Annotated in this window: 24 protein-coding genes; 12 read left to right on the forward strand and 12 right to left on the reverse strand. The window is 68.9% G+C overall.

Annotated elements, in window-relative coordinates; genetic code table 11:
* Positions 1–56 precede the first annotated feature (56 nt).
* From AB0F17_RS52960 to AB0F17_RS52975, 4 genes are read left to right on the forward strand one after another with little or no spacing between them, the layout of a single operon-like run.
* A complete protein-coding gene (locus AB0F17_RS52960; protein WP_358040556.1) occupies positions 57–854 on the forward strand; it encodes an ABC transporter permease in 798 nt (265 codons plus the stop codon).
* Positions 854–1,783: an ABC transporter ATP-binding protein gene (locus AB0F17_RS52965; RefSeq protein WP_358040559.1), complete on the forward strand. Its 930-nt coding sequence runs from the start codon at positions 854–856 to the stop codon at positions 1,781–1,783. The genes AB0F17_RS52960 and AB0F17_RS52965 overlap by 1 nt, the downstream gene beginning before the upstream one ends.
* On the forward strand, positions 1,780–2,031 hold the full coding sequence (locus AB0F17_RS52970) for a hypothetical protein (protein ID WP_358040562.1): 252 nt from the start codon (positions 1,780–1,782) through the stop codon (positions 2,029–2,031). Before AB0F17_RS52965 ends, AB0F17_RS52970 begins: the two co-directional genes overlap by 4 nt.
* On the forward strand, positions 2,028–2,849 hold the full coding sequence (locus AB0F17_RS52975; RefSeq protein ID WP_358040565.1) for an ABC transporter permease: 822 nt from the start codon (positions 2,028–2,030) through the stop codon (positions 2,847–2,849). The genes AB0F17_RS52970 and AB0F17_RS52975 overlap by 4 nt, the downstream gene beginning before the upstream one ends.
* 91 nt (positions 2,850–2,940) lie before the next feature.
* Here the strand turns inward: AB0F17_RS52975 and AB0F17_RS52980 are convergent, their stop codons facing one another.
* The 9 genes from AB0F17_RS52980 to AB0F17_RS53020 form a co-directional block, all read right to left on the reverse strand.
* Positions 2,941–4,536, reverse strand: coding sequence for an FAD-dependent monooxygenase (locus AB0F17_RS52980; RefSeq protein WP_358040568.1), 1,596 nt, complete (start codon positions 4,534–4,536; stop codon positions 2,941–2,943).
* A gap of 566 nt (positions 4,537–5,102) precedes the next feature.
* Complete coding sequence (locus tag AB0F17_RS52985; RefSeq protein ID WP_358040571.1) at positions 5,103–5,393, reverse strand: MTH1187 family thiamine-binding protein; 291 nt, start codon at positions 5,391–5,393, stop codon at positions 5,103–5,105.
* An 81-nt stretch (positions 5,394–5,474) separates the two neighbouring features.
* Positions 5,475–5,798: a hypothetical protein gene (locus AB0F17_RS52990; protein ID WP_214639065.1), complete on the reverse strand. Its 324-nt coding sequence runs from the start codon at positions 5,796–5,798 to the stop codon at positions 5,475–5,477.
* 10 nt (positions 5,799–5,808) lie between these two features.
* On the reverse strand, positions 5,809–6,486 hold the full coding sequence (locus AB0F17_RS52995) for a uracil-DNA glycosylase (RefSeq protein ID WP_358040575.1): 678 nt from the start codon (positions 6,484–6,486) through the stop codon (positions 5,809–5,811).
* A gap of 69 nt (positions 6,487–6,555) precedes the next feature.
* Positions 6,556–7,902, reverse strand: coding sequence for a M1 family metallopeptidase (locus AB0F17_RS53000; protein ID WP_358040578.1), 1,347 nt, complete (start codon positions 7,900–7,902; stop codon positions 6,556–6,558).
* A gap of 101 nt (positions 7,903–8,003) precedes the next feature.
* Positions 8,004–8,903, reverse strand: coding sequence for a carbohydrate ABC transporter permease (locus tag AB0F17_RS53005; RefSeq protein ID WP_358040581.1), 900 nt, complete (start codon positions 8,901–8,903; stop codon positions 8,004–8,006).
* Positions 8,900–10,279 (reverse strand): ABC transporter permease subunit, encoded by a 1,380-nt coding sequence (locus AB0F17_RS53010; RefSeq protein ID WP_358040584.1) that lies wholly within the window; start codon positions 10,277–10,279, stop codon positions 8,900–8,902. Before AB0F17_RS53010 ends, AB0F17_RS53005 begins: the two co-directional genes overlap by 4 nt.
* Before the next feature lie 12 nt (positions 10,280–10,291).
* Positions 10,292–11,614, reverse strand: coding sequence for an ABC transporter substrate-binding protein (locus tag AB0F17_RS53015; RefSeq protein WP_358040587.1), 1,323 nt, complete (start codon positions 11,612–11,614; stop codon positions 10,292–10,294).
* A gap of 7 nt (positions 11,615–11,621) precedes the next feature.
* Positions 11,622–12,869, reverse strand: a complete 1,248-nt coding sequence (locus AB0F17_RS53020) for an ABC transporter substrate-binding protein (protein WP_358040590.1) — start codon at positions 12,867–12,869, stop codon at positions 11,622–11,624.
* A gap of 128 nt (positions 12,870–12,997) precedes the next feature.
* On the opposite strand from AB0F17_RS53020, the gene AB0F17_RS53025 reads away from it, so the two are divergent.
* Genes AB0F17_RS53025 through AB0F17_RS53035 form a run of 3 tightly spaced genes read left to right on the forward strand, consistent with a single transcriptional unit; the run spans position 12,998 to position 16,490 of the window.
* Complete coding sequence (locus AB0F17_RS53025; protein WP_358040593.1) at positions 12,998–13,504, forward strand: PadR family transcriptional regulator; 507 nt, start codon at positions 12,998–13,000, stop codon at positions 13,502–13,504.
* Positions 13,501–14,226, forward strand: coding sequence for an ABC transporter ATP-binding protein (locus tag AB0F17_RS53030; RefSeq protein WP_358040596.1), 726 nt, complete (start codon positions 13,501–13,503; stop codon positions 14,224–14,226). Before AB0F17_RS53025 ends, AB0F17_RS53030 begins: the two co-directional genes overlap by 4 nt.
* The gene (locus tag AB0F17_RS53035) at positions 14,223–16,490 is read left to right on the forward strand and encodes an FtsX-like permease family protein (RefSeq protein WP_358040599.1); all 2,268 of its coding nucleotides are present in this window, start codon (positions 14,223–14,225) and stop codon (positions 16,488–16,490) included. The genes AB0F17_RS53030 and AB0F17_RS53035 overlap by 4 nt, the downstream gene beginning before the upstream one ends.
* On the opposite strand, the gene treS is transcribed toward AB0F17_RS53035, so the two are convergent.
* Both treS and AB0F17_RS53045 read right to left on the reverse strand, forming a co-directional pair.
* Positions 16,482–18,182 (reverse strand): maltose alpha-D-glucosyltransferase, encoded by a 1,701-nt coding sequence (gene treS, locus AB0F17_RS53040; protein WP_358040602.1) that lies wholly within the window; start codon positions 18,180–18,182, stop codon positions 16,482–16,484. The genes AB0F17_RS53035 and treS overlap by 9 nt on opposite strands.
* A 260-nt stretch (positions 18,183–18,442) precedes the next feature.
* Positions 18,443–20,077, reverse strand: a complete 1,635-nt coding sequence (locus AB0F17_RS53045; protein WP_358040605.1) for an asparagine synthetase B family protein — start codon at positions 20,075–20,077, stop codon at positions 18,443–18,445.
* A gap of 70 nt (positions 20,078–20,147) precedes the next feature.
* Between AB0F17_RS53045 and AB0F17_RS53050 the strand changes: the two genes are divergently transcribed.
* From AB0F17_RS53050 to AB0F17_RS53070, 5 genes are all read left to right on the forward strand, one after another.
* Positions 20,148–21,995, forward strand: a complete 1,848-nt coding sequence (locus AB0F17_RS53050) for a hypothetical protein (protein WP_358040608.1) — start codon at positions 20,148–20,150, stop codon at positions 21,993–21,995.
* Between the two features lie 28 nt (positions 21,996–22,023).
* The gene (locus tag AB0F17_RS53055; protein ID WP_358040611.1) at positions 22,024–22,635 is read left to right on the forward strand and encodes an anticodon-binding protein; all 612 of its coding nucleotides are present in this window, start codon (positions 22,024–22,026) and stop codon (positions 22,633–22,635) included.
* A gap of 121 nt (positions 22,636–22,756) precedes the next feature.
* On the forward strand, positions 22,757–24,139 hold the full coding sequence (gene lysA / locus AB0F17_RS53060) for a diaminopimelate decarboxylase (protein ID WP_358040614.1): 1,383 nt from the start codon (positions 22,757–22,759) through the stop codon (positions 24,137–24,139).
* Positions 24,136–25,425 (forward strand): homoserine dehydrogenase, encoded by a 1,290-nt coding sequence (locus AB0F17_RS53065; protein WP_358040616.1) that lies wholly within the window; start codon positions 24,136–24,138, stop codon positions 25,423–25,425. The genes lysA and AB0F17_RS53065 overlap by 4 nt, the downstream gene beginning before the upstream one ends.
* Before the next feature lie 173 nt (positions 25,426–25,598).
* A complete protein-coding gene (locus AB0F17_RS53070) occupies positions 25,599–26,060 on the forward strand; it encodes a hypothetical protein (protein ID WP_358040619.1) in 462 nt (153 codons plus the stop codon).
* Positions 26,061–26,448: 388 nt separating this feature from the next.
* On the opposite strand, the gene AB0F17_RS53075 is transcribed toward AB0F17_RS53070, so the two are convergent.
* On the reverse strand, positions 26,449–26,709 hold the full coding sequence (locus AB0F17_RS53075) for a plastocyanin/azurin family copper-binding protein (protein ID WP_358040622.1): 261 nt from the start codon (positions 26,707–26,709) through the stop codon (positions 26,449–26,451).
* Positions 26,710–26,926 lie beyond the last annotated feature (217 nt).

The raw sequence follows: 26,926 nt of genomic DNA on the forward strand, positions 1-26,926 counted from the left end.
ACTTTACCGCCAAGTGAGTCTCTGATAGAAACTCAGTCAGTTCCCAAAGGAGACTCATGAGCGTGGCATGGGCGACCCTGAGACGGTCGTGGTTGGTGACCAGGCGGGCCTACCCGTGGTCGTACTTCATCGGCACCCTGTTGCTGGGTGTCTTCACCATCGGGCTGGCCTATCTGGGGCTGCGGGCCGTGGCGGGTGGTGAGATATCCGCGGAGTTCCGCGGGAAGGCGGGCACCGGCGACTATCTCGGATACATCGCCGTGGGCGCCGCCGCGTACATGTTCGTCGTGCACGGCTTTCTCTGGACCGGCAAGGCGATGATCCAGGAGCAGCGCGAGGGCACGATGGGCGCGCTGATCGTGGCTCCGGCGCGCCGCCTGCCGTACCTGCTGGGGTTCTCGGCGTTCGCCTTCACCGCGGTGGCGGTCGAGGTGGCGGTGTTGTTCGGGTGCGCGGCATTGCTCGGGGTTCGGCTGGCGCCGACGGGGGTGGTGGACGCGGGGCTGGCCGTGGCGGGGCTGGCTCTGGCGGTGTTCGGGATGTCGGCCGTGCTGAGCAACGTGATGATCGTCGCCGGCGAGGCGCATATCGCTCAGAACAGTGTGTTCCACGCGATCGCCTTACTGTCCGGCTTCACCTTTCCGAGGGAGTACCTCCCTGAGGCGTTCCGGTGGCTCGGCGAGGCGGTGCCGGTGACGGCCGCCATGGACGTGATCCGTGGCGTCTTCACCGGCGGCACCGGGCTGGATCCAGGCCGCCTCGCCGTGGCCGTCGCGCTCGGCCTCGCCTACACCGCCGCCGGATTCCTCGCGATGCCCTGGGCGGAGCGCAGGGCCATGGAACGGAGTTATTGATGATCGAGACCGTGAACCTGCGCAAGGAGTTCGGGGCGAAGGTGGCCGTCGACGGCTTGAACCTGTCGATCCCCGGCGGCCGCGTCACCGGGCTGCTCGGGCTGAACGGCGCCGGCAAGACCACCACCATCAAGATCCTGGCCACGCTGCTCCGGCAGACGTCCGGCACCGTCAGCGTCGGCGGCCTCGACCCGGTCAGGCAGCCACATGCCGTACGGAAGAGGATCAATCTGATCGCCGGCGGCGAGCGCATGGTCTACGCACGTATGACCGGCCGGGAGAATCTCTGGTACTTCGGCCAGCTCTACGACATCCCCACCAAGGTGCTCAAGCCGCGCATCGGCCAACTGCTCGAACTCGTCGGGCTGACACATGCCGCCGGCACGCGTGTCGAACAGTACTCACGCGGCATGACCCAGCGGCTGTCCATCGCCCGCGGCCTGATCAACGACCCCGACTACCTGCTGCTCGACGAGCCCACGCTGGGGCTCGACGCGCCGATCGCCCGTGACCTGCGCAAGGTCGTGGCCGGGCTGGCCGAGCAGGGCAAGGGCGTGCTCCTCACCAGCCACTACCTGGCAGAGGTCGAGCAGCTCTGCGAGCACGTGTACGTGATCGGCGACGGCCGCCACCTCGCGGCGGGCTCGCCGGCCGAGCTGATGGCCCAGACCGGTTGCCATCGCACGGTCCGGATCACGGTCACGAACCTGTCACCCGAGATAGAGGCCGCCGCGCTGGCCTTCGACAGCCGCGTACGGCTCGCGCCGGGCGGCGTGGTCGAGCTGAACCATCCGGACGACCTGACCGGGGCGCTGACCACGACGATCATCGAGTCGGGCGGCGCGCTCGGCGGGCTGGAGATCGTGGAGCCCTCCCTTGAGGACGCGATCCTCGCGATGAGCGATCGCTCGCTGGAGGTGGTCGCGTGATCGAGCCGCACGAGGGGACGGGCACGACCTGGTCGCCGTGTCGTACGGGGATGGGCGTGACTGCGACGTGGTGCCGCCTGCGGCTGGGTGTCACTCCGCTGTGGGCCCGATCGGAGGTGGGTGCCACTCCGTCGTGGGATCGCGCGGAAGCGGGCGCGACGCCGGCGTGGTGCCGCACAGAGACCGGCACGGGCTGTACGGCCTGCGCGCTCGGCAACCGCACCAGCCGGTGGCAGGTGATGACGTGAGGCACGCGGTGAAGGTCATGCGGGCCGAGGCGCTCAAGCAGCACCGCCAGATCTTCGGCAGCAAGCTGGTCCTGTTCTCGATGCTGGTCTGGCCGTTGCTGAAGCTCGCCGAGACCTTCTACACCCTCCGGCCGCTGGCCGCGACGCCGGGCATCGCCGAGCGCTGGCCGCTCGCCGCCGACCCGGAACGACTGCTCGCCTTCCTGGCCACGGGGGCGCTCGGGTTCACGTTCTTCTTCTCGCTGGTGCAGTCGGCCTGGCACTTCTCCATCGAGCGCCAGACCGGCACGCTGGAACTACTCTTCCTGTCGCCCGCGAACCGGCTGGCCGTGGTCGTCGCCAACGGGTTCGCCGCGCTGGTGCAGAACGCCTGGCTGTTCGCCTGTTTCGCGGTGGCGATGTTCACGCTGCTGGACGTGGTGAACGTGGCGCATCCGGCCATGTACGCGGTGGTCTTCCTGGCCATGCTGGTGCCCGCGGTCGCGTGGGGGGCGTTCCTGAACAGTGTGCTGATCTTCTCCAGGGACGCCGCTTTCCTCTACACGCTGCTGGACGATCCGATGTGGTTCGCCACTGGGGTGCGGCTGCCGGTGTTCGCGCTGCCCGGCTGGATCCGGGCCGTCGGCTCGGTGCTTCCGCTCACCGGCAGCCTGGCGGTCGTGCGCGGCGCGCTGCTCGACGGGCAGGGCATCGGCGACCTGGCCGGGGAGCTGGCAGGGCTGACCGTACTGTCCGGGGTCTTACTCCTCGCGGCCGTCGGGGCGCTCCGGCTGGGAGAGGCCCGAGCCCAGCGCACCGGGCAGTTGCGCCTCTTCTGAGGCGGGCTGCCGACGCCACTTCGATAGCGGAGTCGCCGTCAGCGTGCGGAGGTGGGACGGCACACGGGCGGTCGCGCCCTCTGAGCCCTCGTCAGCGGCTGAGCACCTGCCTGAGGACCCGTTCGAGGGTGGTCGCGGGGTCTGGGTCGGTGTTCGGTGAGCGCCAGGCGACGTAGCCGTCAGGGCGGACCAGCACGGCGCCGCCCCTGCCCACGCCGTACCTCTCCACCCAGTGGCCCTCGACGTCCATCAGCTCTTCGTCCACCAGCACGCGGGTGAGCTGAATGCGCAGCCGCTCCTTGACCAGCCGCCCCGCGTCCATCCAGGCCCGCCCCTCAGGCCCGGCGATCAGTACGAACCCGCATCCGAACAGGTCGATGGTCGAGATCAGCTGGCCGTCCCAGTCGAGCGCCACGTGTGGGGCGCGGCTGCCCGGCCGCCCAGTCGGTACGCGCGGATCCTCCAGGAGCGCCCCGTCGTCACCGGGCTCCTCCAGGATCGCCGTCGAGTGGTAGCGGTATCCGATGATGGCGCCCATGGGGTCTTCGAGTGGTTCCGGGTAGTCGGTACGCATCGCGGGAGGCATCCGGACGCCGAGGTTCGCGAGCTGGGCGTCGGCCGTCAGCGTGCCGATGGGACGCCGTTCGGCATCGTAGCTGTCGAGGAAGTCCGGTCCGGCCTGCCCGGTCGCCACCAGCCAGAGCCGCCACGCGATGTCGCAGCCGTCCTGCAGCGCGGTGCTCCCGCCCTGCCCGCCGGTGGGCGGCATCGTGTGCGCCGCGTCGCCGGCCAGGAACACCCGTCTGTCGCGGTAGCGGTCGGCCAGGATGTGCGCCATGGCGAAGGTGGTCCTGTCGAGCACCCGTACGTCGAGGTCGGGCACGCCGGTCGCCACCCGTACCAGCTCGACGCAGCGCTCCTCGGTGAAGTCGGCCTCGCTCTCACCCTTGGCGGGGTCGTAGTTGACGCCCACCACATGCGCGCCCACGCCCGTGCCGGTCACGATGACGCCGGTGAAGACCTCGTTCTGCAGGTACCAGAGGGTGACCTCGCGCTCCCGTACCAGCTCGGTCAGGTCGGCATCGAACATGATCGAGCACATCAACCCCAGCTCGCCCTTCCCCGAGGTGGGGACGCCCAGCTGGGTACGCAGCGGGCTGCGGAAGCCGTCGGCGGCCACCACGTAGTCGGCCCGTACGACGCTGTCGACGCCGTCGGCGCGGATGACCGCGGTGACACCCTCGGCGTCCTGCTCCAGCGAGATCAGCTCGGTAGAGAACCGCAGGTCGGCGCCGAGCTCCTCGGCCTTGGCCCGCAGCACCCGCTCCACCTCCGACTGCGGGGCGCCCACCTGCGCGGCGGGTGTGACGTCGGCGAGAAAGGCGAACGCGTCCGCCTCGTTGGTCATGATCATGTGCGGGTTCGGGTCGGCCAGGTTCGGCGCGATCGCGATGCGCATGCCGTCGCCGATGCCCTGCCAGAGGTCACGCAGCGACTGCTCGATCCCGGGAACCGGTCGCAGTAACTCGACGGCTCTTGGCCCCACCCCGAACGCCTTGGGCTGGACCGACGTACTGGCGTGCCGCTCGACGAGCATGACGGGCACTTCACGCCACGCCAGCAGCGCCGCCGCACTCAACCCGGCGTAACCGCCGCCGACGACAAGAACGGGTACTCGCTCGTGCACTCAACCCACCTCCGAGAACGCGTAATATCGCGTCGATGTCGAGCGACACGATATGTCGCGTCTGGCGGACGGGTCAAGACATATCTCGAAATGGAGGATAGGCGATCAAATCTACGAGGTTCGGAGGTGCGCGCGCCTGCACCGCAACAACGGCCGACCGCGCGCGGGGTCAGCGGCCGTCTCTCAGGAGGTCCCGGTCGTGGTCGGCGGCTACGACGCGCCCCGCGTCGGTTGGCGGGCGTCCTTCTGGGGATTCCGGCCGTCGCGACGTGCTCCCTGGCGGTGGGGGCAGTCTTTCCAGACGGCGTCGGTCCTGGGGTGGCGATGCGTCCCGCGTCGGTCGGGGGGACCGTCTTTCCCAGGAACCGGCCGTGGGGTGCGACGCGTCCCGTGCAGGTCCGGTGGCTGTCTCGGGCCGTGGTCGGCTGCGATGCGTCCCGCGTCGGCCGGGGCGATGACCCACCATGGCCGACGGTGACCCACCATGGCCGGCGGTGACCCGCCCTGGGCTGGTCTGGGGCCGGTTTCCTGGAGGACCCCGGCCAGGGTCGGCGGGAAACCGGCGGTCAGGACAGGTGGCGCTCGAGGGACTCGATCTTGCTGGTCATGCCGTCAGAGACCCCGGCCCGCATATCGGCCTTCAGCACCAGGCTGACCCGCGGCGCCACCTCGGCCACCGCGTCCACCGCCCGCTTGACCACGGACATGACCTCATCCCACTCACCCTCGATGGTGGTGAACATGGAGTCCGTCCGGTTGGGCAGCCCGCTCTCCCGCACCACCTTGACGGCGCGCGCGACCGGCTCGGCGACCCCCTCGCCGACACCCAGCGGTGTGATCGAGAATGCGACGATCAAGTGAGTGTCCTCTCAAAAGTTCTTGAGAACTCTCAGCGCGGGCCACGGTGCCGGAGAGCGACGCCGTGGCCCGCACTGGACTCAAGCGTGCTCGTGGTCGTCCTCTTCCTCTTCCTCGCTGGGGCCGTCGGACGGCTCGACGCCCAGCACGGCCTCACGAGGCTCGATCTCGTCGATGTGGTCGACGAGCTGGAGGACGTGGTCAGGCTCGATCAGCCATTGCAGGGCCGACGCGCCGGTGTCGTCCGACTTGACGAGCTCGGCCTGCTCGACGCGCTCGTCATCGGTGAGCTCGGCGTCGGGGTGCCGGATCTCGGCCAGCGCGGCGGCCTGTAGCGCATCCACGTCGAGCACCTCGACGGTCAGCTCGACCGTCAGGCGCAGGAATTTTTCGTTATCACTCATGGCGAAGATGCTAGGGCAGCTTCCACTCGACCGGACCGGCGCCTTGCTGGACGAGGAGCTCGTTGGCGCGGCTGAACGGCCTGGAGCCGAAGAATCCGTTGCGTGCCGACAGCGGCGACGGGTGCGCGGACTCGATACGCGGCACGCTGCCGAGCATCGGTGCCAGGTTGCGCGCGTCACGGCCCCACAGGATCGCGACCATCGGCTTGTCACGGGCCACCAGCGCGCGGATGGCCTGCTCGGTGACCTCTTCCCAGCCCTTGCCCCGGTGGGAGGCGGGCTTGCCGGGCATCACGGTGAGGACCCTGTTGAGCAGCAGCACGCCCTGGTCGGCCCAGGGAGTCAGGTCGCCGTTGGCCGGCCGCGGCAGCCCGAGGTCGGTCTCCATCTCCTTGTAGATGTTGAGCAGGCTGCCGGGCAGCGGCCGCACGTCGGCGGCGACGGAGAACGACAGCCCGATGGGGTGACCGGGGGTGGGGTACGGGTCCTGGCCTACGATCAGCACCTTGACATCGTCGAAGGTCTGGTTGAAGGCGCGCAGTACGTTGGCGCCCGCGGGGAGATACTGCCGGCCTTCGGCGATCTCGTTGCGGAGGAACTCACCCATCTGGGAGACACGCTCGGCGACCGGCTCGAGCGCACTGGCCCATCCGGCTTCGACGACTTCGTTCAAGGGACGACTGACCATGGCCGTTGAGCTTAGCCAGGTCTGCTACGGCTTGCGGCCCGAATCCGGCCGCTCGCCGTACCAGAATGATCACAGCGTGGGCTTGCCCCGCTGGAAAAGCCAGAGGTCGAAGAGCGTGCCGAGGTCCTGGCCCGAGACCCGCTGGGCCAGGGAGATGAAGGCGGCCGTGTCCGCGTTGCCGTACTTGTGGTCGTTGACCCAGGTCCTGAGGATGGTGAAGAACGCCGAGTCGCCGACCGTGCTCCGCAGCACGTGCAGGGTCATCGCGCCGCGGTCGTAGACGGGGTCGTCGAAGAGCGCGCCCGGGCCGCCCGGGTCGGCGGTGGGTGTCTGCCAGAACTTGTCCTCCGGGGTGCGGCTGTACGCCTCGTCGAAGGAGTCCTGGAGCTTCTTGGTGCCCAGCTTGTCCTGCCAGAGCCATTCGGCGTAGGTGGCGAAGCCCTCGTTGAGCCAGATGTCCTTCCACCGCGTCGGCGTCACGGCGTCGCCGAACCACTGGTGGGCGAGTTCGTGGGAGAGCAGCGACTCGCTCGGCACTTTGGGGTAGATCGGGCGGGTCTGCGTCTCCAGGGAGTAGCCGATGCTCGGCGCGTGGTCGATGATGCCGCCGGTCGAGGAGAACGGGTAGGGGCCGAAGAGCGAGCTGAAGTAGTCAAGGACGGGCTTGTGGCGCTTGGCGAAGTCTGCGGCTTTCGCAGCGTCCCGTGGGTCCACGGCGGTGATTACGCGGAAATTTCCGATCTTGGTGTCGGAAAGTTGGAATTTTCCGATGGTGACGGTGGCGAGGTAGCTGGCCATCGGCTCCCTGGAGTTCCACACGTACGTCGTACGACCGCCTTGGGACGTCCTTGACACCAGGTCACCGTTGGCCACCGCCACCCGCGTGCTCGGCACGGTCACCGTGAAGCGGTACGTGGCCTTATCCGTCATGTGGTGATTGCCGGGGTACCAGGTCATCGCGCCCTGCGGCTCGTTGGCGTTGAACACCCCGTCGTCCGTCCGGATCCAGCCGTCGCGCGAGCCGTCCGGGTCGAGGACGGAGGCCGGCTTGCCGTCGTACCGGACCACGACGGAGAAGGGGCGCCCCGAGGCCAGCTTGCCGGGCGGGGTGACGACGAGCTCGGGACCGCTGCGCTTGAACGCGGCCGCCGCGCCGTTCACCATGACGGATCGCACGGCCAGGGTGTCGACGAGATCCAGGTCGAAGCGGCTCAGCTCCTGCGTGGCCCGGGCGGTGATCGTCGCCACGCCGCTCAGCCGGTTGGGACCCGGGTCGTAGCCCAGCGCCAGGTCGTAATGCCCGACGTCGTAGCCACCGTTGCCCTGCTGCGGGAAGTACGGATCGCCCGCTCCCGGCGCGCCGGGAGCGGCGCCGAGCACGAGGGAAGTGGCGACTGCCAGCGCGAGGAGCTTCATGACTGATTTTCGGGTCTGTGAGAGGGAGCGTTACGGGCACCCGCCTGCCTCCCTCGGCAGGCGGGCGCCCATGCCCCCGGATCGGGTGGGCTTGTGCGTGTCTACTTCACCGAACCGGCCATCATGCCCTGCACGAAATAGCGCTGGAAGGCGAAGAAGAGGACCAGCGGGATGATCAGCGACAGGAAGGCGCCCGAGGAGAGGATGTCCACGTTCGACCCGAACTGCCGCATCTGAGATTGGAGTGCCTTGGTCATCGGCTGGTTCTCCGGGTTGGCGAAGACCAGCGCGATGAGCATGTCATTCCATACCCAGAGGAACTGGAAAATACCGAGTGACGCGATCGCCGGCTTGCCCAGCGGGAACACCACCCGCACGAAGATCTTCACCTCCGACGCCCCGTCCATCCGAGCCGCCTCCAGCAGAGACGCCGGGATGCCGACGAAGAAGTTCCGGAGCAGGAAGATCGCGAACGGCAGTCCGAACGCCACGTGGAACAGCACCACGCCGGGGATCGTGCCGAAGATGCCGACGCCGCCGTAGAAGCTGGCGACCGGGATCAGCGCGATCTGGATCGGCACGATGAGCAGCCCGACCACGATGAGGAACCCCAGGTCGCGGCCCGGGAAGTCCATCCACGCGAACGCGTAGGCGGCCATCGCGGCGATCCCGATCACCAGGATCGTGGTGGGCACCGTGATGAACACGGTGTTCCAGAACGACGCGGTGAAGCCGCTCGCCAGCAGGTTGCTGTAGTTCTGGATGGTCAGCTCGGCGGGCTTGGTGAAGACGGTCCACCAGCCCTCGGCGCCGTTGACCTTCACGGAGCGCAGCGAGACGACCATCAGGCCGAGCGTCGGGACCAGCCAGAACAGGCCGAGCAACACCATCACGACCTGGACGGCGCCGCCGCCGAGACGGTCGACGATCCGGGTGATCACGGTACTGCGGGGAGCACCCGCGTGCACCTCTGCGGGCGCCGCGGCGGTTGCCGTTGTCACGTGTCCTCCCTCCTGAACCGGCGGATATTCATGATCATGAAGGGAAGGACCAGGATGAGCAGGAAGATCGCGAGCGCGCTGCCCAGCCCCTGGTTGTTCCCGCCGCCGAACGAGACCCGCCACATCTCCAGCGCGACCACGTTCGACTGTGGCTGGACCGATGGCGGCGCGATGATGAAGACCAGGTCGAACACCTTCAGCGTGTTGATGATCATCGTCACGAAGACGACGAGCAGCACCGGCGACAGCAGCGGCACGGTGATCCGGCGGAACACCTGCCACTCCGTGGCTCCGTCGATGCGGGCCGCCTCCAGCGAGTCGCGCGGGATGGCCGCCAGCCCGGCGGCGATCAGCACCATGGCGAACCCGGCCCAGACCCAGATGAACGCGCCGATGATGGCGGGCGTGATGAGCGTCGGGCCGAGCCAGGTCAGGCCGTGGTAGGCGGCCTGGAAGTTCGACTGCGGCAGCCGTACGACATAGGAGCCCGCGGGCAGCCCGTTGAAGCGGAAGGTGCCGTCGTCGGCCGTCGTGGCGGTGCCGGCCACCGTGCCGTCCTTGACCGCTTCCACGGTCATGCCGGGCAGGCCCTTCTCACTGGCGTCGACCGCGCCGTTCTTGCCGCCGCCGCCGGCCGTGAAGTCGAACCACACGGTCCCGGACAGGTCGTTGCCCGGTGGCGCGGCCTTGGCGGGCTGCGCGTCGCTCGGCATCATCTGCGGCTTGATGCCGACGATCGGGATCAGCACCGGCTGGCCCACCTGAACGGGCTGCTTGGTGACGACCGCGCCCTTGTCCGCCGCGACCGCCGACTGGTCGCCCTCGCGCGGGCGCGCCTCGGGGTAGCCCTTCGAGGAGGAGAACGTGTCGTGGATGGTGGTCAAGACGGCGTTGGCCACGCCCTTGCCCGGGTCCTCGTCGTACACGAGCCGGAAGATCACGCCCGCGGCCATGAGCGAGACCGCCATCGGCATGAACACGATCAGCTTGAACGCGGTCGCCCACTTGATGCGCTCGGTGAGCACCGCGAAGATCAGGCCCAGCGTGGTCACGATGATCGGGGCGACGACCACCCAGATCAGGTTGTTCCTGATCGTGGTGAGCATGCCCGGATCAGTGAAGATCGTCATGTAGTTGCCCAGGCCGACGAACCCGCTACCGGCGGCGTCGAACAGGCTGCGGAAGATCGAGTAGACGATCGGGTAGACCACCCAGATCCCCAGCAGCACGGCCGCCGGGAGGAGGAAGACGAGGGCGACCGTCGGCGAGGGGCCGATGAGGCGTTGCTTTCGGGGGGTTTCATCAGGTCCGGAGGCGGACCCGCCCGAGGTGTTGTCCTCGAGCGGGGCCTGCGGGCCGTCCAACCGTTCGGTCACGGCCTTACCTCTTTACTTCCAGGCCTTTTTGGCCTCGTCCTCGAGCTTGGTCTGGGCGCCCTTGACGTCGGTCGGGGTGCGCAGGAAGTCCTGCAGCACCTTCCATTCGCCCTTGCCGTCGGTTCCGCCGAAAGCGCTGGGCGACAGGTCGGACATGTCATACCGGACCGCGTCGCCGGCCGAGATGATCGTCTGCCCGAGCGCCTTGGTCAGCGGGTCCGGGTAGTTGTCGGGGGAGACGTTCTTGTTGGGCGAGAGGTAGCCGGGCAGCTTGGCCCAGATCTCGCCACCCTCCTTGGAGGCCAGGAACTGCAGCAGCGCCATGGCGCCGGGGGAGTCCTTCATCGCGACCGCGACGTCGCCGCCGAGCACGACCGGAGCGGTGTCACCGGCCTTCGGGAACGGGAAGTACTTCGCCTCCTCGCCCACCTTGGCACCGTCCGCCGTGGCCTGGGTGGCCACGAAGTCGGCCTCGATGACCATGGCCGCCTTCTTCTGGCCGAACACCTTGGTCACACAGGTCGGGAAGTCGGTCTGCAGCGCGCCGGAGCTGCCGTCGAGGACGAACTCCTTCTTGCCCGCGATCTGCGCGATCTTCTCCAGGGCGGTGGCCACGCTGGGGTCCGTCCACGGGATCTCGTGCTTGGCCAGCTTGTCGTAGTTCTCCGGGCCCGCGCTGGACAGGTAGACGTTCTCGAACAGGTCGGTCAGCGTCCAGCCGGAGGCGCCACAGAAGGAGAACGGGGCGGTGCCGGAGTCGGCGATCGTCTGGGAGGCCTTGACCAGCTCGTCCCAGTTCGTCGGCACCTGCACGCCCGCGTCCTCGAACGCCTGCGAGCGGTACCAGATCAGCGACTTGTGCGCGGCCTTGATCAGCACGCCGTAGGACTTGCCGTCGGCGGAGCCCAGTTCCTTCCAGTACGGCGTGTAGTTGGCGTCGATCTCTTTGGTGACCTCGGGGGTGAGGGCCTTCAGCGCGTTCTGCTTGGCGTACTGCTGCACCAGGCCCGGCTGCGGCAGGATCGCCACGTCGGGCGGGCTGCCGCCCTGGATGCGCGGGCCGAGGTAGGCGCCCGTGTCTTCACCGGTGGAGGCATAGGTCACCGTGGCGCCGGTCTTGTCGGAGAAGGCCTTGAGCACCTTCTCGAAGTTCTTCTGCTCGTCGCCGGTCCACTTGGCGGCGACCTCGAGCTTGACGCCCTGGAGCGTCTTGCCCGCCTCGGTCGCCGACGCGGAACTCGACGCCGCGGGCTGCGTGGTCGTCGGTGCGTTTCCGCAGGCGGCGACCGCTACCGCGAGCCCTGCCAGGACCGCTGCTGCTCTGGCTTTTTGCATTACTGCCTCACTGAGTTCTGATGATCTCTTGCAGTTCGGACTTCATGGAGGCCGCGACGTCGTCGGCGGCCTCCTTGTACGGCGGGATGAGCGCATTGGCGACCGTGCTCGCGATCACCAGGCTGATCTGGTTGTAGTTCGCGCTCACCGGCCGCGGCTTGGCGGCGAGGATGCTCTCCTTGAGCACGGGCAGGTAGGGGAACCGCTTGATCAGGTCCGGGTCGTCGTAGAGCTCGGTCCACACCGGCGGGAACGAACCGTCGGTGAGCACCCGCCGCTCGTTCTCCAGACCGGTGAAGTAGCGGATGAACTCCTGTGCCGTGTGCTGGTGCTCGGAGTAGGCGCTGACGGCCAGATTGACGCCGCCGAGCGTGCTCGATCCCGGGCCGTCCAGGCCGGGCAGCCTGGTCACCGCGAACTTCTTGCCGAGCTTGGCCGTCGCCGGCCCGTACGCGTGGGGCCAGTTACGGGCGAAGGCCAGGCGCCCCTCCTGGAACGCCAGGCGGGACTCCTCCTCCTTGTAGCTCAGCGACTCCTTGGGGATCCAGCCCTCGCGCAGGCCCTGGAGGAGGAAGTCCAGCGCGATCGTGGCCTTGGCCGGGTCGAGGGTCACCTCCGTGCCGTCGGGGCTGAGTATCTGTCCGCCTGCCGACTGCACGGCCTCGGAGAAGTTCACGGTCAGTCCCTCGTACGCGAGGAACTGCCCGGCATAGCCGTCAATATCATGCTTCTTCGTTACTGCTAGGGCTTGCTGGCGAAGGTCCGCCCAGGTGCGGGGCGGTTTCTTGATCAGGTCTGTGCGGTAGTAGAGCAGGCCGGCATTACTCGTGTACGGCACTGCCCAAAGCTTGTTCTTGTAGACCGCTGTGTCCACTACAGGCGGCAGGAGCCTGTCGAGCGGGAAGAACCCGCGCTCCAGGGGGATGATCCAGCCGTTCTCCGCGAACTCGGCAGTCCACACCACGTCCAGCCCGAGCACGTCGTAGCGGTTGCTCCGGGCTTGGAGGTTGGCCGCCATCTGAGCGCGTTGCTCGTCGGCGGCCTCGGGTAGTTCGAGGAGCGTCACCTTCTCGGCCGGGTGGGCCTGGTTCCAGCGATCCAGCAGGGGTTGCAGGTACGCCGTGGTGTCGCGTCCGGTGGCGAAGGTGATCGGGCCTGTTCCGCCCGTACCGGTGTCGCCGCCGCCCTCATCACCCGTCGCCGTGCAGGCGGCCGCCAGAAGGACGGTCAGCACGATCGGCAACGAGCGAAGCACCCTGTTACCTCCCTGTTCAGAATGATTACATTCGTGTTAGGTAGATGCATTCATGTTATGCACACATGTAATGTGGCGGTCAACGGATAACCGCGTAACGCATACGTAACGCAAGGGAGAGGTGAGGTGTGCGGCCGCACCTGCTGGCGCTCCTGGCCAAGGAGCCTGCCCATGGTTATGAGCTCAAACAGGCTCTCGAGCAGACCTTCGGCAGTGCCTATCCCTCTCCCAACATCGGCCAGATCTATGTGACGCTCGGCAGGCTGGAGAAGGACGGCCTGGTCAGGGCCGTGGATGTGGAGCAGTCTAACCGGCCGAACAAGAAGGTCTACTACCTGACGGCCCAGGGCCGCGAGGTGCTCACCACCTGGGTGGACGAGCCGACCGAGGGCCCGCGGGTGCGTGACGAGTTCTTCATGAAGCTCGTCCTGGCGCCGCTCACCGGCATCGCCGACCGGATGGCGCTCATCAACCGGCAGCGGCGGCACTATCTTTCGCTCATGAGCGATCTGAACGATCTCCTCGCCCGCACGCCGGCGGCCGACCGCGTGGCGCTCTTGCTCATCGAGGGGGCCATGCTGCATCTGCAGGCCGACCTCGAGTGGCTGGAACGCTGTCAGGAGGATCTGGCATGAGCGTGATCAAGGCCGTCAACCTGGTGAAGATCTACTCCGGCGGCGCGGTGCCCGTACCGGCCGTACGCGGTGTGGATCTGCAGGTGGAGCCGGGCGAGTTCGTCGCGATCATGGGGCCGTCGGGGTCGGGCAAGTCGACGCTGGTGCACATGCTCGGCGGGCTCGACGTCCGCACCAGCGGCGAGATCTGGCTCGACGACAAGCGGGTCGACACGCTGTCGGAGAGCGCGTGGGCGCTGCTGCGGCGCAAGAAGGTCGGCTTCGTCTTCCAGTTCTTCAACCTGGTCGCCAACATGACCGTGGCCGACAACGTGGAGCTGCCCGCGCTGCTCGCCGGAGCCTCGCCCCGCGAGGCCCGCGAACGCCGGCAGCACCTGCTCGGCGCCCTCAACCTCACCGAACGCGCCGACGCCGCGCCCGGCCAGTTGTCCGGTGGTGAGCAGCAGCGGGTCGCGCTGGCCCGCGCGCTGGCCAACCAGCCGAGCGTGCTGCTGGCCGACGAGCCGACCGGCAACCTCGACAGCCGCAACACGCGCGACGTGCTCCGCCTGCTCACCGAGGTGCACAAGGACGGCCAGACCATCATCATGGTCACCCACGACGCCCGCGTGGCCGCGCTCGCGGACCGCCTGGTGTCCCTGTTCGACGGCGCGATCGTCGACGACGGCCGGATCGCCCGCAGGCGTACGGGGACGGCGGGCGAGGTGATCGACCTCAGATGAGCACGGCCAGAGCGGGCAGCCGGTGGGTCAAGGCGGACCTGCGAGCCAGGCGGGGCCAAGCGCTGCTCACCGTCCTGGCCGTGGCCGGGATCGTGGCCGCGCTGATCACCGCCGTCACCCTGCTGGAAGACGGCACCAACCCGTGGCGCAGCCTGTTCGCCCAGACCGACGGCGCCCACGTGTGGTTCTACACCAAGGACAGCCCCCAGGTGGCGCTGGGCGGCATCGACGGCGTCGCCCAGATCGCGGGGCCCTACCGGTCCGCGCCCGTCACCGTGGTGCAGAACGGCAAGAAGGAGCCCGCTGCGCTGCACGCGATGCCCGCCACGCCGCCGCGAGTCGCGCACCCGGTCGTGGCAGAGGGCCGCTGGCTCGACCCCGCCCAGTCCGACGGCGTGGTGGTCGAGCGCTCCTTCGCCGGCGCGCTGCGGCTGAAGCTCGGCGACGCCTTCTCGATCATCGCGCTGAACGGCGAGCGCCACACCCTGTACGTACGCGGCATCGCCGACTCCGCCGAGCAGGGCTTCTACCCCGAGTGGACGCCCGGCCTGGCCTGGGTGCTGCCCCAGACGCTCGACCAGATCGAGCCCATGCTCGGCCGCAGCGAGTGGGTGACCGGGCTGCGCCTGACCGACCCTGACGCCACCCAGGTCGTCTCCCAGCGCGTCGTCGTCATGCTGGAGGGCCAGCTGCAGCGCGTCTACAACTGGCGCGAGGTACGCGCCGCGATGGAGCTCGACAACCGGCTGCTCGGCACGCTGCTGGCGCTGTTCGGCGTGGTCGGGCTGGTGGCCGCCGCCCTGGCACTGGCCAACGCGGCCGGCGGCCGGGTGCTCGGTCAGTTGCGCGACCTGGCCACGCTCAAGTCGATGGGCTTCACCAGAGGCCAGGTCGCCCTGCTGCTCCTGGTCGAGCACGGCGCGCTCGGCCTGCTGGGCGTCGGCGTCGGCACGCTCGCCGGGTGGGCGGTGACGGTGGCGGTGCTCGGCACCACGTCCGTGGCGCCCGTACCCGTGCTGGCCATCGTCGGCGGCACCGCGCTGACCGTGCTGGCCGCGGTCGGGGTGCCCGCCTGGCGCGGCGGGCGCACACCGCCCATCCCCGGCGCCCCCGCGGCGCCGCCGCGCGGCCACCTGTCGCGACTGGCCCGGCTGGCCCTGCTCGTACGGCTGCCACCCGCGCTGATCCTCGGCACCCGGGACGCCTTCACCAGGCGGCTGCCCGCGTTCCTGACCGCGTTCGGCCTGGCCGTGCCGATGATGATGATCACGATCGGGCTCGGCGTCTGGTCCACGCTCGACAACTTCCTCAGCCATCCCGAGCAGGTCGGCCAGCATGCCAGCCTGTACGTCAGGCAGGGCAAGCTCGACGCGGCGGAGGCCCAGCGCATCGCGGAGGCCGACAAGGACGTCCAGAGCGTTTACCCAGGCTCCGACGTCAACGCTCTGGCCCCCGGACAGGCCCGCTCGGTCAGGGTACGGGCCCTCGGCAGTTCGGCCGTCCCGTACCCGTTCCCGGTCGTCGAAGGCCGCATGTACGGCCAGCCCGGCGAGGCCGTCGCCGGACAGGGGCTGCTCGATCTGCTGGGCGCCAGGATCGGTGACCGGATCCGGCTGACCGTCGGCGGCTCGCCGCTGATCGTGCGGATCGTCGGCCGTACCGTGGAGCCGGATCTCGACGGCGAGGTGCTCTCCGTGGGGCTCGACAGCCTGGCGGCCAAGGATTCCGTGCCCCCCGAGTTCTACGCCCTCGCGCTGCGTCAGGGCGCCGACCCGGGGGAGGTGCGCGGCAGGCTGCTGGCGGCGTCGGCGGAGGGCCTGGACGTGCAGCGGGTGGTCAACCCGGCCGACCGGCTGTCGGTCATCCGGGTGGTGATCGTGTGGCTGATCGTGGTGCTGGCGCTGATCGGCCTGGCGAACCTGCTCACGGCCAGCGCCCTCGGGCTGCGCGACCACGCGTTCGATCTGGCCGTGCTCAAGGCGATGGGCCTGACGCCCCGGCAGGTGATGGCCACGCTGGTGACGGGCACCGGGCTGCTGGTCGTGGTCGGCATCGTGGCCGGCACGGTGGTGGGGGCCACGGTCGTGACCGGGCTGATCGACCTCCAGGGCTACACCAGCGGGGTCGGGGCGGGCATCGGCCGCCCGCCCTCGCCCCTCACACTCGTCATCGCCGTGCTGGTCGCCGTGGGCGCGGCGCTCGCGGTCGCGCTCATCCCGGCCCGCCGCGCGGCCCGCGCCCAGGTGCCCGTCACATCACGCTGAAGGGATGTTCTTGAGCGCGAACCAGTAGAACCCGTGGCTGGGCAGTGTGAGCAGGTAAGGCAGCTCACCGATCAGCGGGAAGTGCACCCCGCCCCGTGCCTCCACCGGCGTCATGCCCGTGAAGCGGCGCAGGTCGAGCTCCACCGGCTGCGGGTACTTCGACAGGTTGTTCACGCACAGCATCACATCCTCGCCGTCCTCGCGGACGTAGGTGAGCACGCTGATGTTGGACGACCACATCTCGGTGTAGGCGCCGGTGCCGAAGACCGGGTGGTTGCGCCGGATCTCCAGCATCCTGCGGGTGAAGTTCAGCAGCGACCCCTCGTGACGCTGTTGCGCCTCGACGTTGACGGCCTGGAACCCGTAGATCGGGTCCATGACCGCGGGCAGGTAGAGACGCCCTGGGTCGGCGGAGGAGAAGCCGGCGTTGCGGTCGGGGCTCCATTGCATCGGCGTGCGCACCGCGTCGCGGTCCTCAAGCCAGATGTTGTCGCCCATGCCGATCTCGTCGCCGTAGTACATGACCGGCGAGCCCGGCAGGCTCAGCAGCAGGGCCGTGAACAGCTCGATCCGGTCCCTGTCGTTGTCCAGCAGCGGCGCGAGCCGGCGGCGGATGCCCAGGTAGGCCCGCATGCGCGGGTCCTTGGCGTACTCGTTGTGCATGTAGTCGCGCTCTTCCTCGGTCACCGTCTCGAGCGTGAGCTCGTCGTGGTTGCGGAGGAAGATGCCCCACTGGGCGGTGTCGGGCAGCTTGGGGGTGCGCGACATGATCTCCGAGATCGGCTCGCGCGTCTCCTTCTTGACCGCCATGTAGATGCGCGGCATGAGGGGGAAGTGGAAGGCCATGTGGCATTCGTCGCCGCCCACGGTGGGGTCGCCGAAGTACTCGACGACGTCCTCGGGCCAGCCGTTGGCCTCGGCCAGCAGCACCCGGTCAGGGTAGAGCCGGTCGACCTCGGCGCGGACCTTCTTCAGGTAGGCGTGCGTCTCGGGCAACCCCGAGCACGACGTGCCCTCCCGCTCGAACAGGTAGGGCACCGCGTCCAGCCGGAAACCGTCGATGCCCAGGTCCAGCCAGAACCGCAGCACCTCCAGCATGGCCTCCTGCACGGCCGGGTTGTCATAGTTCAGGTCCGGCTGGTGATGGAAGAAGCGGTGCCAGTAGTACTGCTTGCGCACCGGGTCGTAGGTCCAGTTGGACTCCTCGGCGCCGATGAAGATGATCGGGGCGTCGGGAAAGCCGGTCGGCTCGTCGGACCACACGTAGAAGTCGCCGTACGGCCCTTCCGGGTCGTGCCGCGACGCCTGGAACCAGGGATGACGGTCACTCGTGTGGTTCATCACCAGGTCGGTGACGATCCGCAGCCCGCGCTCGTGCGCCGACTCGATCAGGTGTACGAAATCCCCGAGGTCCCCGAAGTCCGGAAGGATCTTCATGTAGTCGGAAATGTCATACCCACCATCGCGCAGCGGCGACTCGTACAACGGGAGCAGCCAGAGGCAGTCGACGCCCAGCCATTCCAGATAGTCGAGCTTCTCGGTGAGACCACGCAGGTCTCCCGTGCCGTCGCCGTTGGAGTCCTTGAACCCTCGGACTAGAACTTCGTAGAACACCGCCCGCTTGTACCAAGAGGGATCCTCCGAGATGAAAGCCTCGGATATCGGCTCCGGTGTTGGGGATGCGTTGATCATATGTCGCTCACAGAAGGAGATGTGGGCAGGACGGAGTCACCGGTTTCCCCGGCGTTACTAGCTGGTGACCGCGCCGCCTGAGGTCGTCATCCCTGCGAACCTCATGCCCTGAACGGACCGGATTTGTGACCCGGTGCCCGCTTGTGCGGCGCTTACGGGCCGAACACTACCAGCCCGTTGGCTTTCCGGAACCCGCTTATGCTGTGCTCGTCGTAATACCCGCGAGATCCCTGCGTAACCGTGATGTTACCGAGAGTTCATCAGAAAGGGGATGACACATCACCTAGATCGTTCTCGAAGTCGCCCAGCCAGAGCCCGAAGAGCACCAGCCCGCGGATCCAGAACCGGTCGTTCCACCCGCTGAACCGGGTCAGCGCGTCGGGGCCGCCCGCGATCACCATGTGCAGCTCGTCCGACAGCAGGTCAGGGACCCGCGCGGCCACCGTCTCCAGCATGCGGTGCGAGTACGCCCGCGCGGGGGCGGCCGTGGACCGCAGCGGGACCCGCAGCAGCGGCTGCTTGACCACGTTCGTGGACGGCAGCGCCGCCACCCGCGGGTTGGCGGCGTGCAGCACCTCGCGATAGAAGCGGCCCTTGTCTTTGCGCGCCACCCCTACTGACAGCGCCGTGTCAAAGAAGTCGGGGTGGATGAACGGCGCCGCGAACGACGCCTCGGGCCCGACCAGGTTGACCGCAGAGCGGGCGATGCCCCGCACGGTGCGGGTGTGCAGCACCGACAGCGGCAGCTCGGCCCGGTGCCCGTGCAGCATGGAGGTCGCGGCGGCGAACTGCTCGCGCACGGCCTCCTCCATCCAGGCGTTGGCCGCCTCCGACAGGAACGGCTGCGACGGGGCGCCGAGGCTGAGCGACTTCAGCACCGCGGCCGACCGCTCGGCCTGCGAGGTGGCCTCCAGAGCCGCCCCGCTCACCATGAAGTTCTTCAGCAGCGGCCCGCCGGCCAGGCCGTCGACCAGCACCCGGCCCGACCGGTGCACCTCCTTGGCGAACGGCGCGTACCAGGCGTGATGCGGCGTCAGGTATTCGAGCCGGCGCGCCACCTCGGCCGCGTCGCCCGGGTAGGCGTCGGCAGACTGGGTGATCACCCGGTGGGAGATGCCCAGCTCGCGGGTGATCGAGCGGGCGAAGGCGATGTCGGTGTCGGTGCCGTCGTCGGGGCTGGTCGTCCAGGACTCCACATCGAAGCCCCGCGCCCGCGCCACGCTCGCCAGCAGCCGCGAGTCGTAGCCGCCGCTGACCGGCACGAGCAGCTTGCGCCCGTCATAGTCCTTGTAGACCTCGTGCAGGAGCTCCACGATCTCGTGGGCACTCGTCCAGGTCTCGTACGGCTCGCTGCGCAGCCAGCGCGGCAGCCCGCGCTCCGTGGCCAGCCGCTCGCCGTCGAACACCAGCGCGCTCGACCCCGGCAGCCGCTTGATCCGCTGGTAGGGCGTGGCCTCGCCGAGCGGGAACGTCACCTGGAGGATCGAGGCCCAGGCCGACCAGTCGATCTCGATCGGGACCAGCGACAGCAACGGCTGGATCAGGGACGAGAAGTAGATCGCATCGCCATGCCGTACGTAATAGACATCGACCAGCCCGAGCGCCCCCGCGTGCAGCGTGACCCGCGAGCCGTCGCCGATCAGCCCCGGTGTCTCGTACGTCTCGGCGACCGTCATCCAGCTACCGAGAGCCGAAGGCCGGCGCTCGCCCCAGGAGAACGCGAACGAGCCCCCGGCGCGGTGATAGGGCGGCAGCGGCGCCGAGCTGAACAGCGCCGCCTCGGCCGTCTGGAGCGCGGGCCTGACCCGCGGGCCCGCGGCGGCGAGTTTGCCGAGCACGACGGTGTCGATCCGGCCGAGACCGCCGCAGACATAGGGCCGCACGTTGAACTGCACCGGATCTCATCCCTTCAAGCCGCTTCCCGCAAAAGAGTATCCTTTGCCGGGCTAGGAATCGGAGGTCTCGGTGAGCACTGAGCTGGAGAGCACTAGGCGAGCGCTACGTGACGCGATCGCCCAGGCCGAGCACGCGGCCGAGCTGGCCAGGCTGCTGGACGCGGCCCAGGCGCGGCTCGTGGAGGCCGAGCACCACGCCGCTGAGGCCAAGGCGCTGACCGAGCGGCTCACCGACGCGGAGGAGCGGCTGGAGAGCGAGCGCGCCGCCGCGGAGAAGCTCCGCAAGGAGCTCGCCGAGCAGCGCTTCCAGGCCGAGGTGGCCAACTGGAAGCTCTCCTCGATCAAGGTGGCCCGCTGGAACAGACTCGGCGACGCGATCAAGGTCGGCAAGAGCAACCCGGTCCGCCTGGCCAGAGGTCTCAAGGGCGCCGCCAAGCCGGTCAAACGGCCCGTCGCGCCCAAGCGCAAGCCCGTCGCCGTCGTGGGCCAGGACAAGGACGAGCGGCCCGGCGCCGCCTATCAGGCCACCACCTCCGTCCGCACGCTCAACGGCGCCTCGTTCAGGCTCAAGCCGTTCCGCGTGCCCACCGGCCCCAACACCCGCCCGCACCTCACCGCCGCGGTGATCGCCGACCCGCACACCGAGGCGCTGCTGCGCTACGAGTGGCGGCAGACGACCGGCTTCACGCCGCGCGACTTCGCCAGGGTGCTGCCGCTGGAGGTGCCCCACCTGCTCGTGGTCGAGTCGGTCAAGCGGGGGCCGTGGGCCGAGGAGATCACCGGTGAGCCGGGCGAGGGGCTCAAGGCCCTGCTGGCCTGGTGCGCCGAGCGGGGCATCCGCACGGTGTTCTGGCACACGCAGGGCGACGCCGCCCCCTACGCGGCCGCCGCGGAGCTGTTCGAGCACCGTTTCACCAACGACCTCACCGTGGGCTGGCCGCGCCTGCACTTCGGGGTGCAGCCGCGCGTGCACAACCCGATCCCGCTGGCGGGCGGCCGGATCGACCGCGTGCTGACGCTCGACCAGCTCCTGCCCGAGCACCTGACCTATCCCGACGTGCTGACCTCCTACCGCTGGCCCGCGGCCGTCGACTGCCCGCCCGGCACCCCGCAGTGGGTGCTGGCCGAGCTCGCGGCGTGCGGCACCTCGATCGGCACCGAGCCCGACGCTCGCCGGGCCCACGTCGCCCTGCGCCGCGCCCACGCCACCGGCACGATGTCCGAGCGGACCGATGAGCTGCTGGAGGGCATCGGCCTGCCCGCCGTACGCGCCACCCTGAACACCTCGGTGCTGCTGCCCGTCCCCGACTCGGCGCTGCTGGAGCACGCGCTGGCTCAGGTGGCCCGGCAGTCGGGGGTCACGCAGGTGGTGGTGTTCGCCTGGCGGGGGGCCGAGCAGCGCGTCCGCGAGGTCCTGACCGGCGTCGACGTGGTCTTCCGCGACCTCGACCCGGCCGCCAGCACGGGCGCCATGCTCAACCACGGCCTCGACCTGTGCGAGGGCGACCTGGTCGCGGTGATGGACCCACGCGACGTCTACGGCGCCCACTACCTGGCCGACCTGCGCAGGGCGTTCCTGTTCAGCACCGCTGACATCGTCGGCAAGGCCGCCTTCTACGCCCACCTCCGCAAACCGCAGGTGACGCTGCTCAAGCAGCCGGACGCCGAATACTCCTACCTGCCGGAGATCGCCGGGGCCACGCTGCTGGCGCGCCGCAACACGCTGCGGGAGATCGGGTTCGCCGACCTCAGCGACGGGTGGGACGAGGTGCTGATGCGGCAGTGCCGGGCCGACGGGATCAAGGTCTTCTCGGCCGACCGGTTCGGCTACGTGCGGGTGCGCGAGGAGGACCGGTGGCTGCTGGGGGCGGCGCAGTTGGTCGAGTACGGCTCGGCTGAGCCGCACGCGCTCATCTGACCGATCGCGTCGTCTACGCTCGGGTCTCATGACGCCGGAGCAGCTCGCTGAGGTGCTGGGGGAGCCGCCGGTGCCGGAGGGGACGTGGGAGCGGGAGGCGGTCTACGTCTCGGCCGCCGCGCTCCGTCGCGGCGTCCCGCCTGCCTCGCTGGCGGCGCGGCTGCGCGGTGTCTCCTCCGTGGAGGTGCTGGGCAACGGGTTTCTGCGGATGGTCGTGGAGCTGCCGGGGGCGCTGGTGGACTCGGTGGAGCCGGTCGACGTTCCGGACTCCTGGCCGGATTTCCCCCGTACGTGGACGAACCCGGGCTTCGTGGTCCGCTACGGGCACGTGCGTGCGGCGGCCGTCCAGCGGTGGGCCCGTGACCTGGGCGTTCCCGCCGAGCCCTTCCAGCCGGAGCTGCTGGCCGATCCACGCGACCGCGCCGTGCTGCGGGTGCTGGCCGAGCTGCCGGGGCGGCGGCTGAGCAGGGCTCCGGGGTGGGAGACCTATCTGGTACGGCTGGCGACGGCCTACCACGACGCCCATGAGCTGGCGCCCGCCGTACCCGTGGGAGACGATCGGCCCGCACCGGTGCACACGGCGCGGGTCCGGCTGGCGGCGGCGGTGCTCAAGGTGTTGCCAGGACCGGACCGGCTGTGATTGGCAAAATATCCGGCCAAATGGCGAAAAATCGTAAAAATATCCCTTGTGGAGCTTGATCGCGTCTCGATACGTGGGCAGCGGGTCCGGGGGGTTCGACGGGTCCGATAGCCTCGATCGGGTGAGTCGATTCGTCCATCCCGCCGGGGACCGGCACGCTGAGATGCTGCCCCATGAGCGCCCTCCGCTGGCGCCTGCCGACCTCAACCGGATCAATCCCGCGATCTGGCCGCGAACGTCGAGCCGGACCGATGGCGCGCTCACGATCGGCGGCGTGGACGTCCGCGATCTGGCCGGCGAGCACGGCACGCCCCTCTACGTGCTCGACGAGGACGACGTGCGCTCCCGCATGCGCGACTACGCCACGGCCTTCGCGGGCTCCGAGGTCCACTACGCCGGCAAGGCGTTCCTGTGCAAGGAGATCGTCCGCTGGCTGCAGGACGAGAGCCTCGGTCTCGACGTGGCCAGCGGCGGCGAGCTGGCGGTCGCGCTCAGCGTCGGCTTCCCGGCCTCGCGCATCACGCTGCACGGCAACAACAAGTCGGTCGCCGAGCTGTCCAGGGCGCTGGAGGCGGGCGTCGGGCACATCGTCGTCGACTCCTACGAGGAGATCGCCCGGCTCGGGTTCCTCGCCGAGAAGCAGGGCACGCGGCCCAAGGTCATGATCCGGGTGACGACCGGGGTCGAGGCGCACACGCACGAGTTCATCGCCACCGCGCACGACGACCAGAAGTTCGGGCTGTCGCTCAACAGCGGGGCCGCCGCCGAGGCCGTACGCCGCATCCTCGCGCTGCCCGCGCTGGAGCTCGTCGGGCTCCACTCGCACATCGGCTCGCAGATCGTCGACACGGCCGGGTTCGAGGTGGCGGCGCGCCGCCTGGCCACGCTGCTCGTGCAGATCAAGGACGAGCATGACGTGGTGCTGCCCGAGCTCGACCTGGGCGGCGGCTACGGCATCGCGTACATCGAGGGCGACGAGGCCCCCGACATCAAGGAGATCGCCGACGGTCTGCGCGGGATCGTCACCAAGGTCTGCACCGACGCCGGGCTGCCGGTGCCGAAGCTGACCGTGGAGCCCGGCCGTACCATCGTCGGGCCCGGCGGGATCACGCTCTACGAGGTCGGGACCGTCAAGGACGTCGAGGGGCTGCGTACGTACGTCAGCGTCGACGGCGGCATGAGCGACAACGTCCGCACCGCGCTCTACGGCGCCGAATACACCGCCGTGCTGGCCAGCCGCGAGAGCTCAGCCGAGCCCATGCTCAGCCGCATCGTCGGCAAGCACTGCGAGAGCGGCGACATCATCGTGCGCGACTGCTTCCTGCCCGCCGACCTCGCGCCGGGCGACCTGATCGCCGTCGCGGCCACCGGGGCATACTGCCGGTCGCTGGCCAGCAACTACAACTATCTGCCCAAGCCCGCCGTGGTGTCCGTCACCAACGGCGAGGCGCGCGTCATCGTGCGGGGCGAGACCGAGGACGACCTGTTGAGGGGGCAGTTGTGAAACCGCTGAAAGTGGCCCTGCTGGGCTGCGGGGTGGTGGGCTCGCAGGTCATCCGGCTGATGCACGAGCAGGGCGACGACCTGGCCGCCCGCATCGGGGCACCGCTCGAACTGGCCGGTGTGGCCGTACGCCGGATGGGCCGCAAACGCGACGTCGACGTGGCTCCCGAACTGCTGACCACCGACGCCGAGTCACTGGTCACCCGCGACGACGTCGACATCGTGATCGAGGTCATCGGCGGCATCGAGCCCGCCCGATCGCTGATCGTGTCCGCCCTGACCGGGGGCAAGTCGGTGGTCACCGCCAACAAGGCGCTGCTCGCCGAGGACGGCGCGACCCTGCACGAGGCCGCCCGCACGGGCGGCGCCGACCTCTACTTCGAGGCCAGCGTGGCCGGCGCCATCCCGCTGCTGCGCCCGCTGCGCGAGTCACTCGCCGGCGACCACGTCAAACAGGTCCTCGGCATCGTGAACGGCACCACCAACTACATCCTCGACAAGATGGACTCCACGGGCGCCTCGTTCACCGACGCCCTCGAAGAGGCCCAGACGCTCGGCTACGCCGAGGCCGACCCCACCGCCGACATCGAGGGCTTCGACGCCGCCGCCAAGGCCGCGATCCTGGCCGGCCTGGCCTTCCACAGCCGGGTGACGGCGGCGGAGGTGCACCGCGAGGGCATCACCGAGATCACCGCCACCGACGTGGCCTCGGCCAAGGCCATGGGCTACGTCATCAAACTGCTGGCCATCTGCGCCCGCTCCGACGACGGCCGCTCGATCGGGGTCCGGGTGTACCCGGCGATGATCCCCCGGACACACCCGCTGGCCGGGGTACGCGAGGCGTACAACGCGGTCTTCGTGGAGGCGGCGTCGGCGGGGCAGCTCATGTTCTACGGCAAGGGCGCCGGCGGCGCACCGACGGCCTCGGCGGTGCTCGGCGACCTGGTGGCCGTGGCCCGCAACCGCCTGGCGGGCACCCGCGCCCCCGCGGAGTCGACATACGCCGACCTGCCCGTGCATCCCATGGGGGAGACCGTGACGCGGTGCCATGTGGCGCTGGACGTGGCGGACAAGCCGGGCGTGCTGGCCCGGGTGGCCGACCTGTTCGCCAAGCATGACGTGTCGATCCAGACGGTGCGGCAGGAGGGGCACGGGGACGACGCCCAGCTCGTCATCGTGACCCACCGGGCCACTGACGCGGCACTTTCGGCGACCATGGAAGAACTCCGGGACCTCGACATCGTGCGGGCCGTGGCCAGCGTGATGCGGGTCGAAGGCGACCTCTGACAATCTCTTACATGCATGGGCCTCGCTGTGCTCGGGCTGTGCGTTGTGGGGGCTCCGCCCTCCTGAACGCAGGCGGACCCTTGACCTGAGCGTGTCCGGCAGCATGCTGAGACCGCCTTGGCAGGGGATCGTTTCCTTTGACTTCGGAATTTGTTCCGAAGTAGAGTTGCGACATGGCCACTCCGACCGTGCCTTTCTCTGACCTCTCGAAGCACTCCAAACGAGTCGCCGACGCGCTCGACCGAGTGCAGCGGTTGCATGTCAAGCGCCGCGACGGCGAAGACCTGTACATCACCACAGCGCGGCACGATCGGGAGCGGGAAGAGACGGCCGACGTCGTGTCTCGCCTGCTTGCCGCCCTGGTCGCGAGCGATGAGGGGGCTCGGGCGGTCGAACGTTCTCTACCGGTGGTCTTCCCGTGGGTGCGCCATCTTTCCGATGGCGAGCGTCAGGAATTCGTCCGTGACATCGTCGACGCAACTCGCGACGTCGTCGATCTCGACGTCCATGGCACATTGCATCGAATTACGGCTGAATGGCGGGCGACCGCCCGAATTTTGGCCGATCCGGCATTGGCGGCGCAGGCGAGCCAGCCCTTGCCCGACGACGATCATGGCGAGGTATTCGCACCGTGAGCCCAAAGCGCGGAGACGACGTGGCACCGCCACCGGTGGGCGCCGAGTGGCGGGTTCGGTTCGCGACGAACGATGCCGCCAAAGGGGTGGGGAGACTTGTGCTCACAGGCTCCCGGCAACACGCGTCGCTGTTTCGACGCGCTGCGGGACGACCCGTTGTCGCAGAAGGATCCTGACCGGCAACACCGGCTTCGTGGACGGCTGGCCACTGGCACGTTCGGCGACCGGGATTATCAACAGTGGGAGTATGAAGTCACCTCAGGCGGGCGAGTGCGCTACCTGGTCGATGAAGAGCGGCGTTCCGTCTATCTTGTCTACGCCTCCACACGGCATCCTAAGGACACCGACGCATAGATGGCGCTGATTGTCGGGCGAGAGTTGCGGGTCGCTATTTCACGCTGATCGTCGTCATCATCCCCATCGAGCGGTGATTATCCACCGGGCACCACAGCTCGTACGTCCCCTTCTTCAGCGCGACAGTGAGCTTTGTCGACTGTCCGCCTGAGATGATGCTGGAAGTGGAGTTGACGCCGGGTCCCTTGATCGACAGGCCATGCGAGGCGGTCCCCGCATTGTTGATCGTGAATATGTAGGTCCCTGGGGCGAAGGTCTTCGTCGAGAGCGTGAGAGAGAACTCCCGCTCGGTCACGGTGACAGGCGTATCGCTTGTCCAGGCCCGGGGCATTGCCGCGGCAGTTGTGCCCCCGCCGACCGCCAGCGTCAGCGCGGCGGCGACGAGCCCTATCGCCAGGCGGGGCGTGCCTCTGGAACCAATGCCGCTAAGTTAGGGATCTTCTGCAGGTCGGGGTGAGTGCGCTGCGTGGAGTGGTTGTGGCCGGTAGGTTGCGGTCGTGTCTGGAGCGCAG

This window comes from Nonomuraea sp. NPDC026600, assembly GCF_040638335.1.
In the GTDB taxonomy this organism is placed as follows: Bacteria; Actinomycetota; Actinomycetes; order Streptosporangiales; family Streptosporangiaceae; genus Nonomuraea.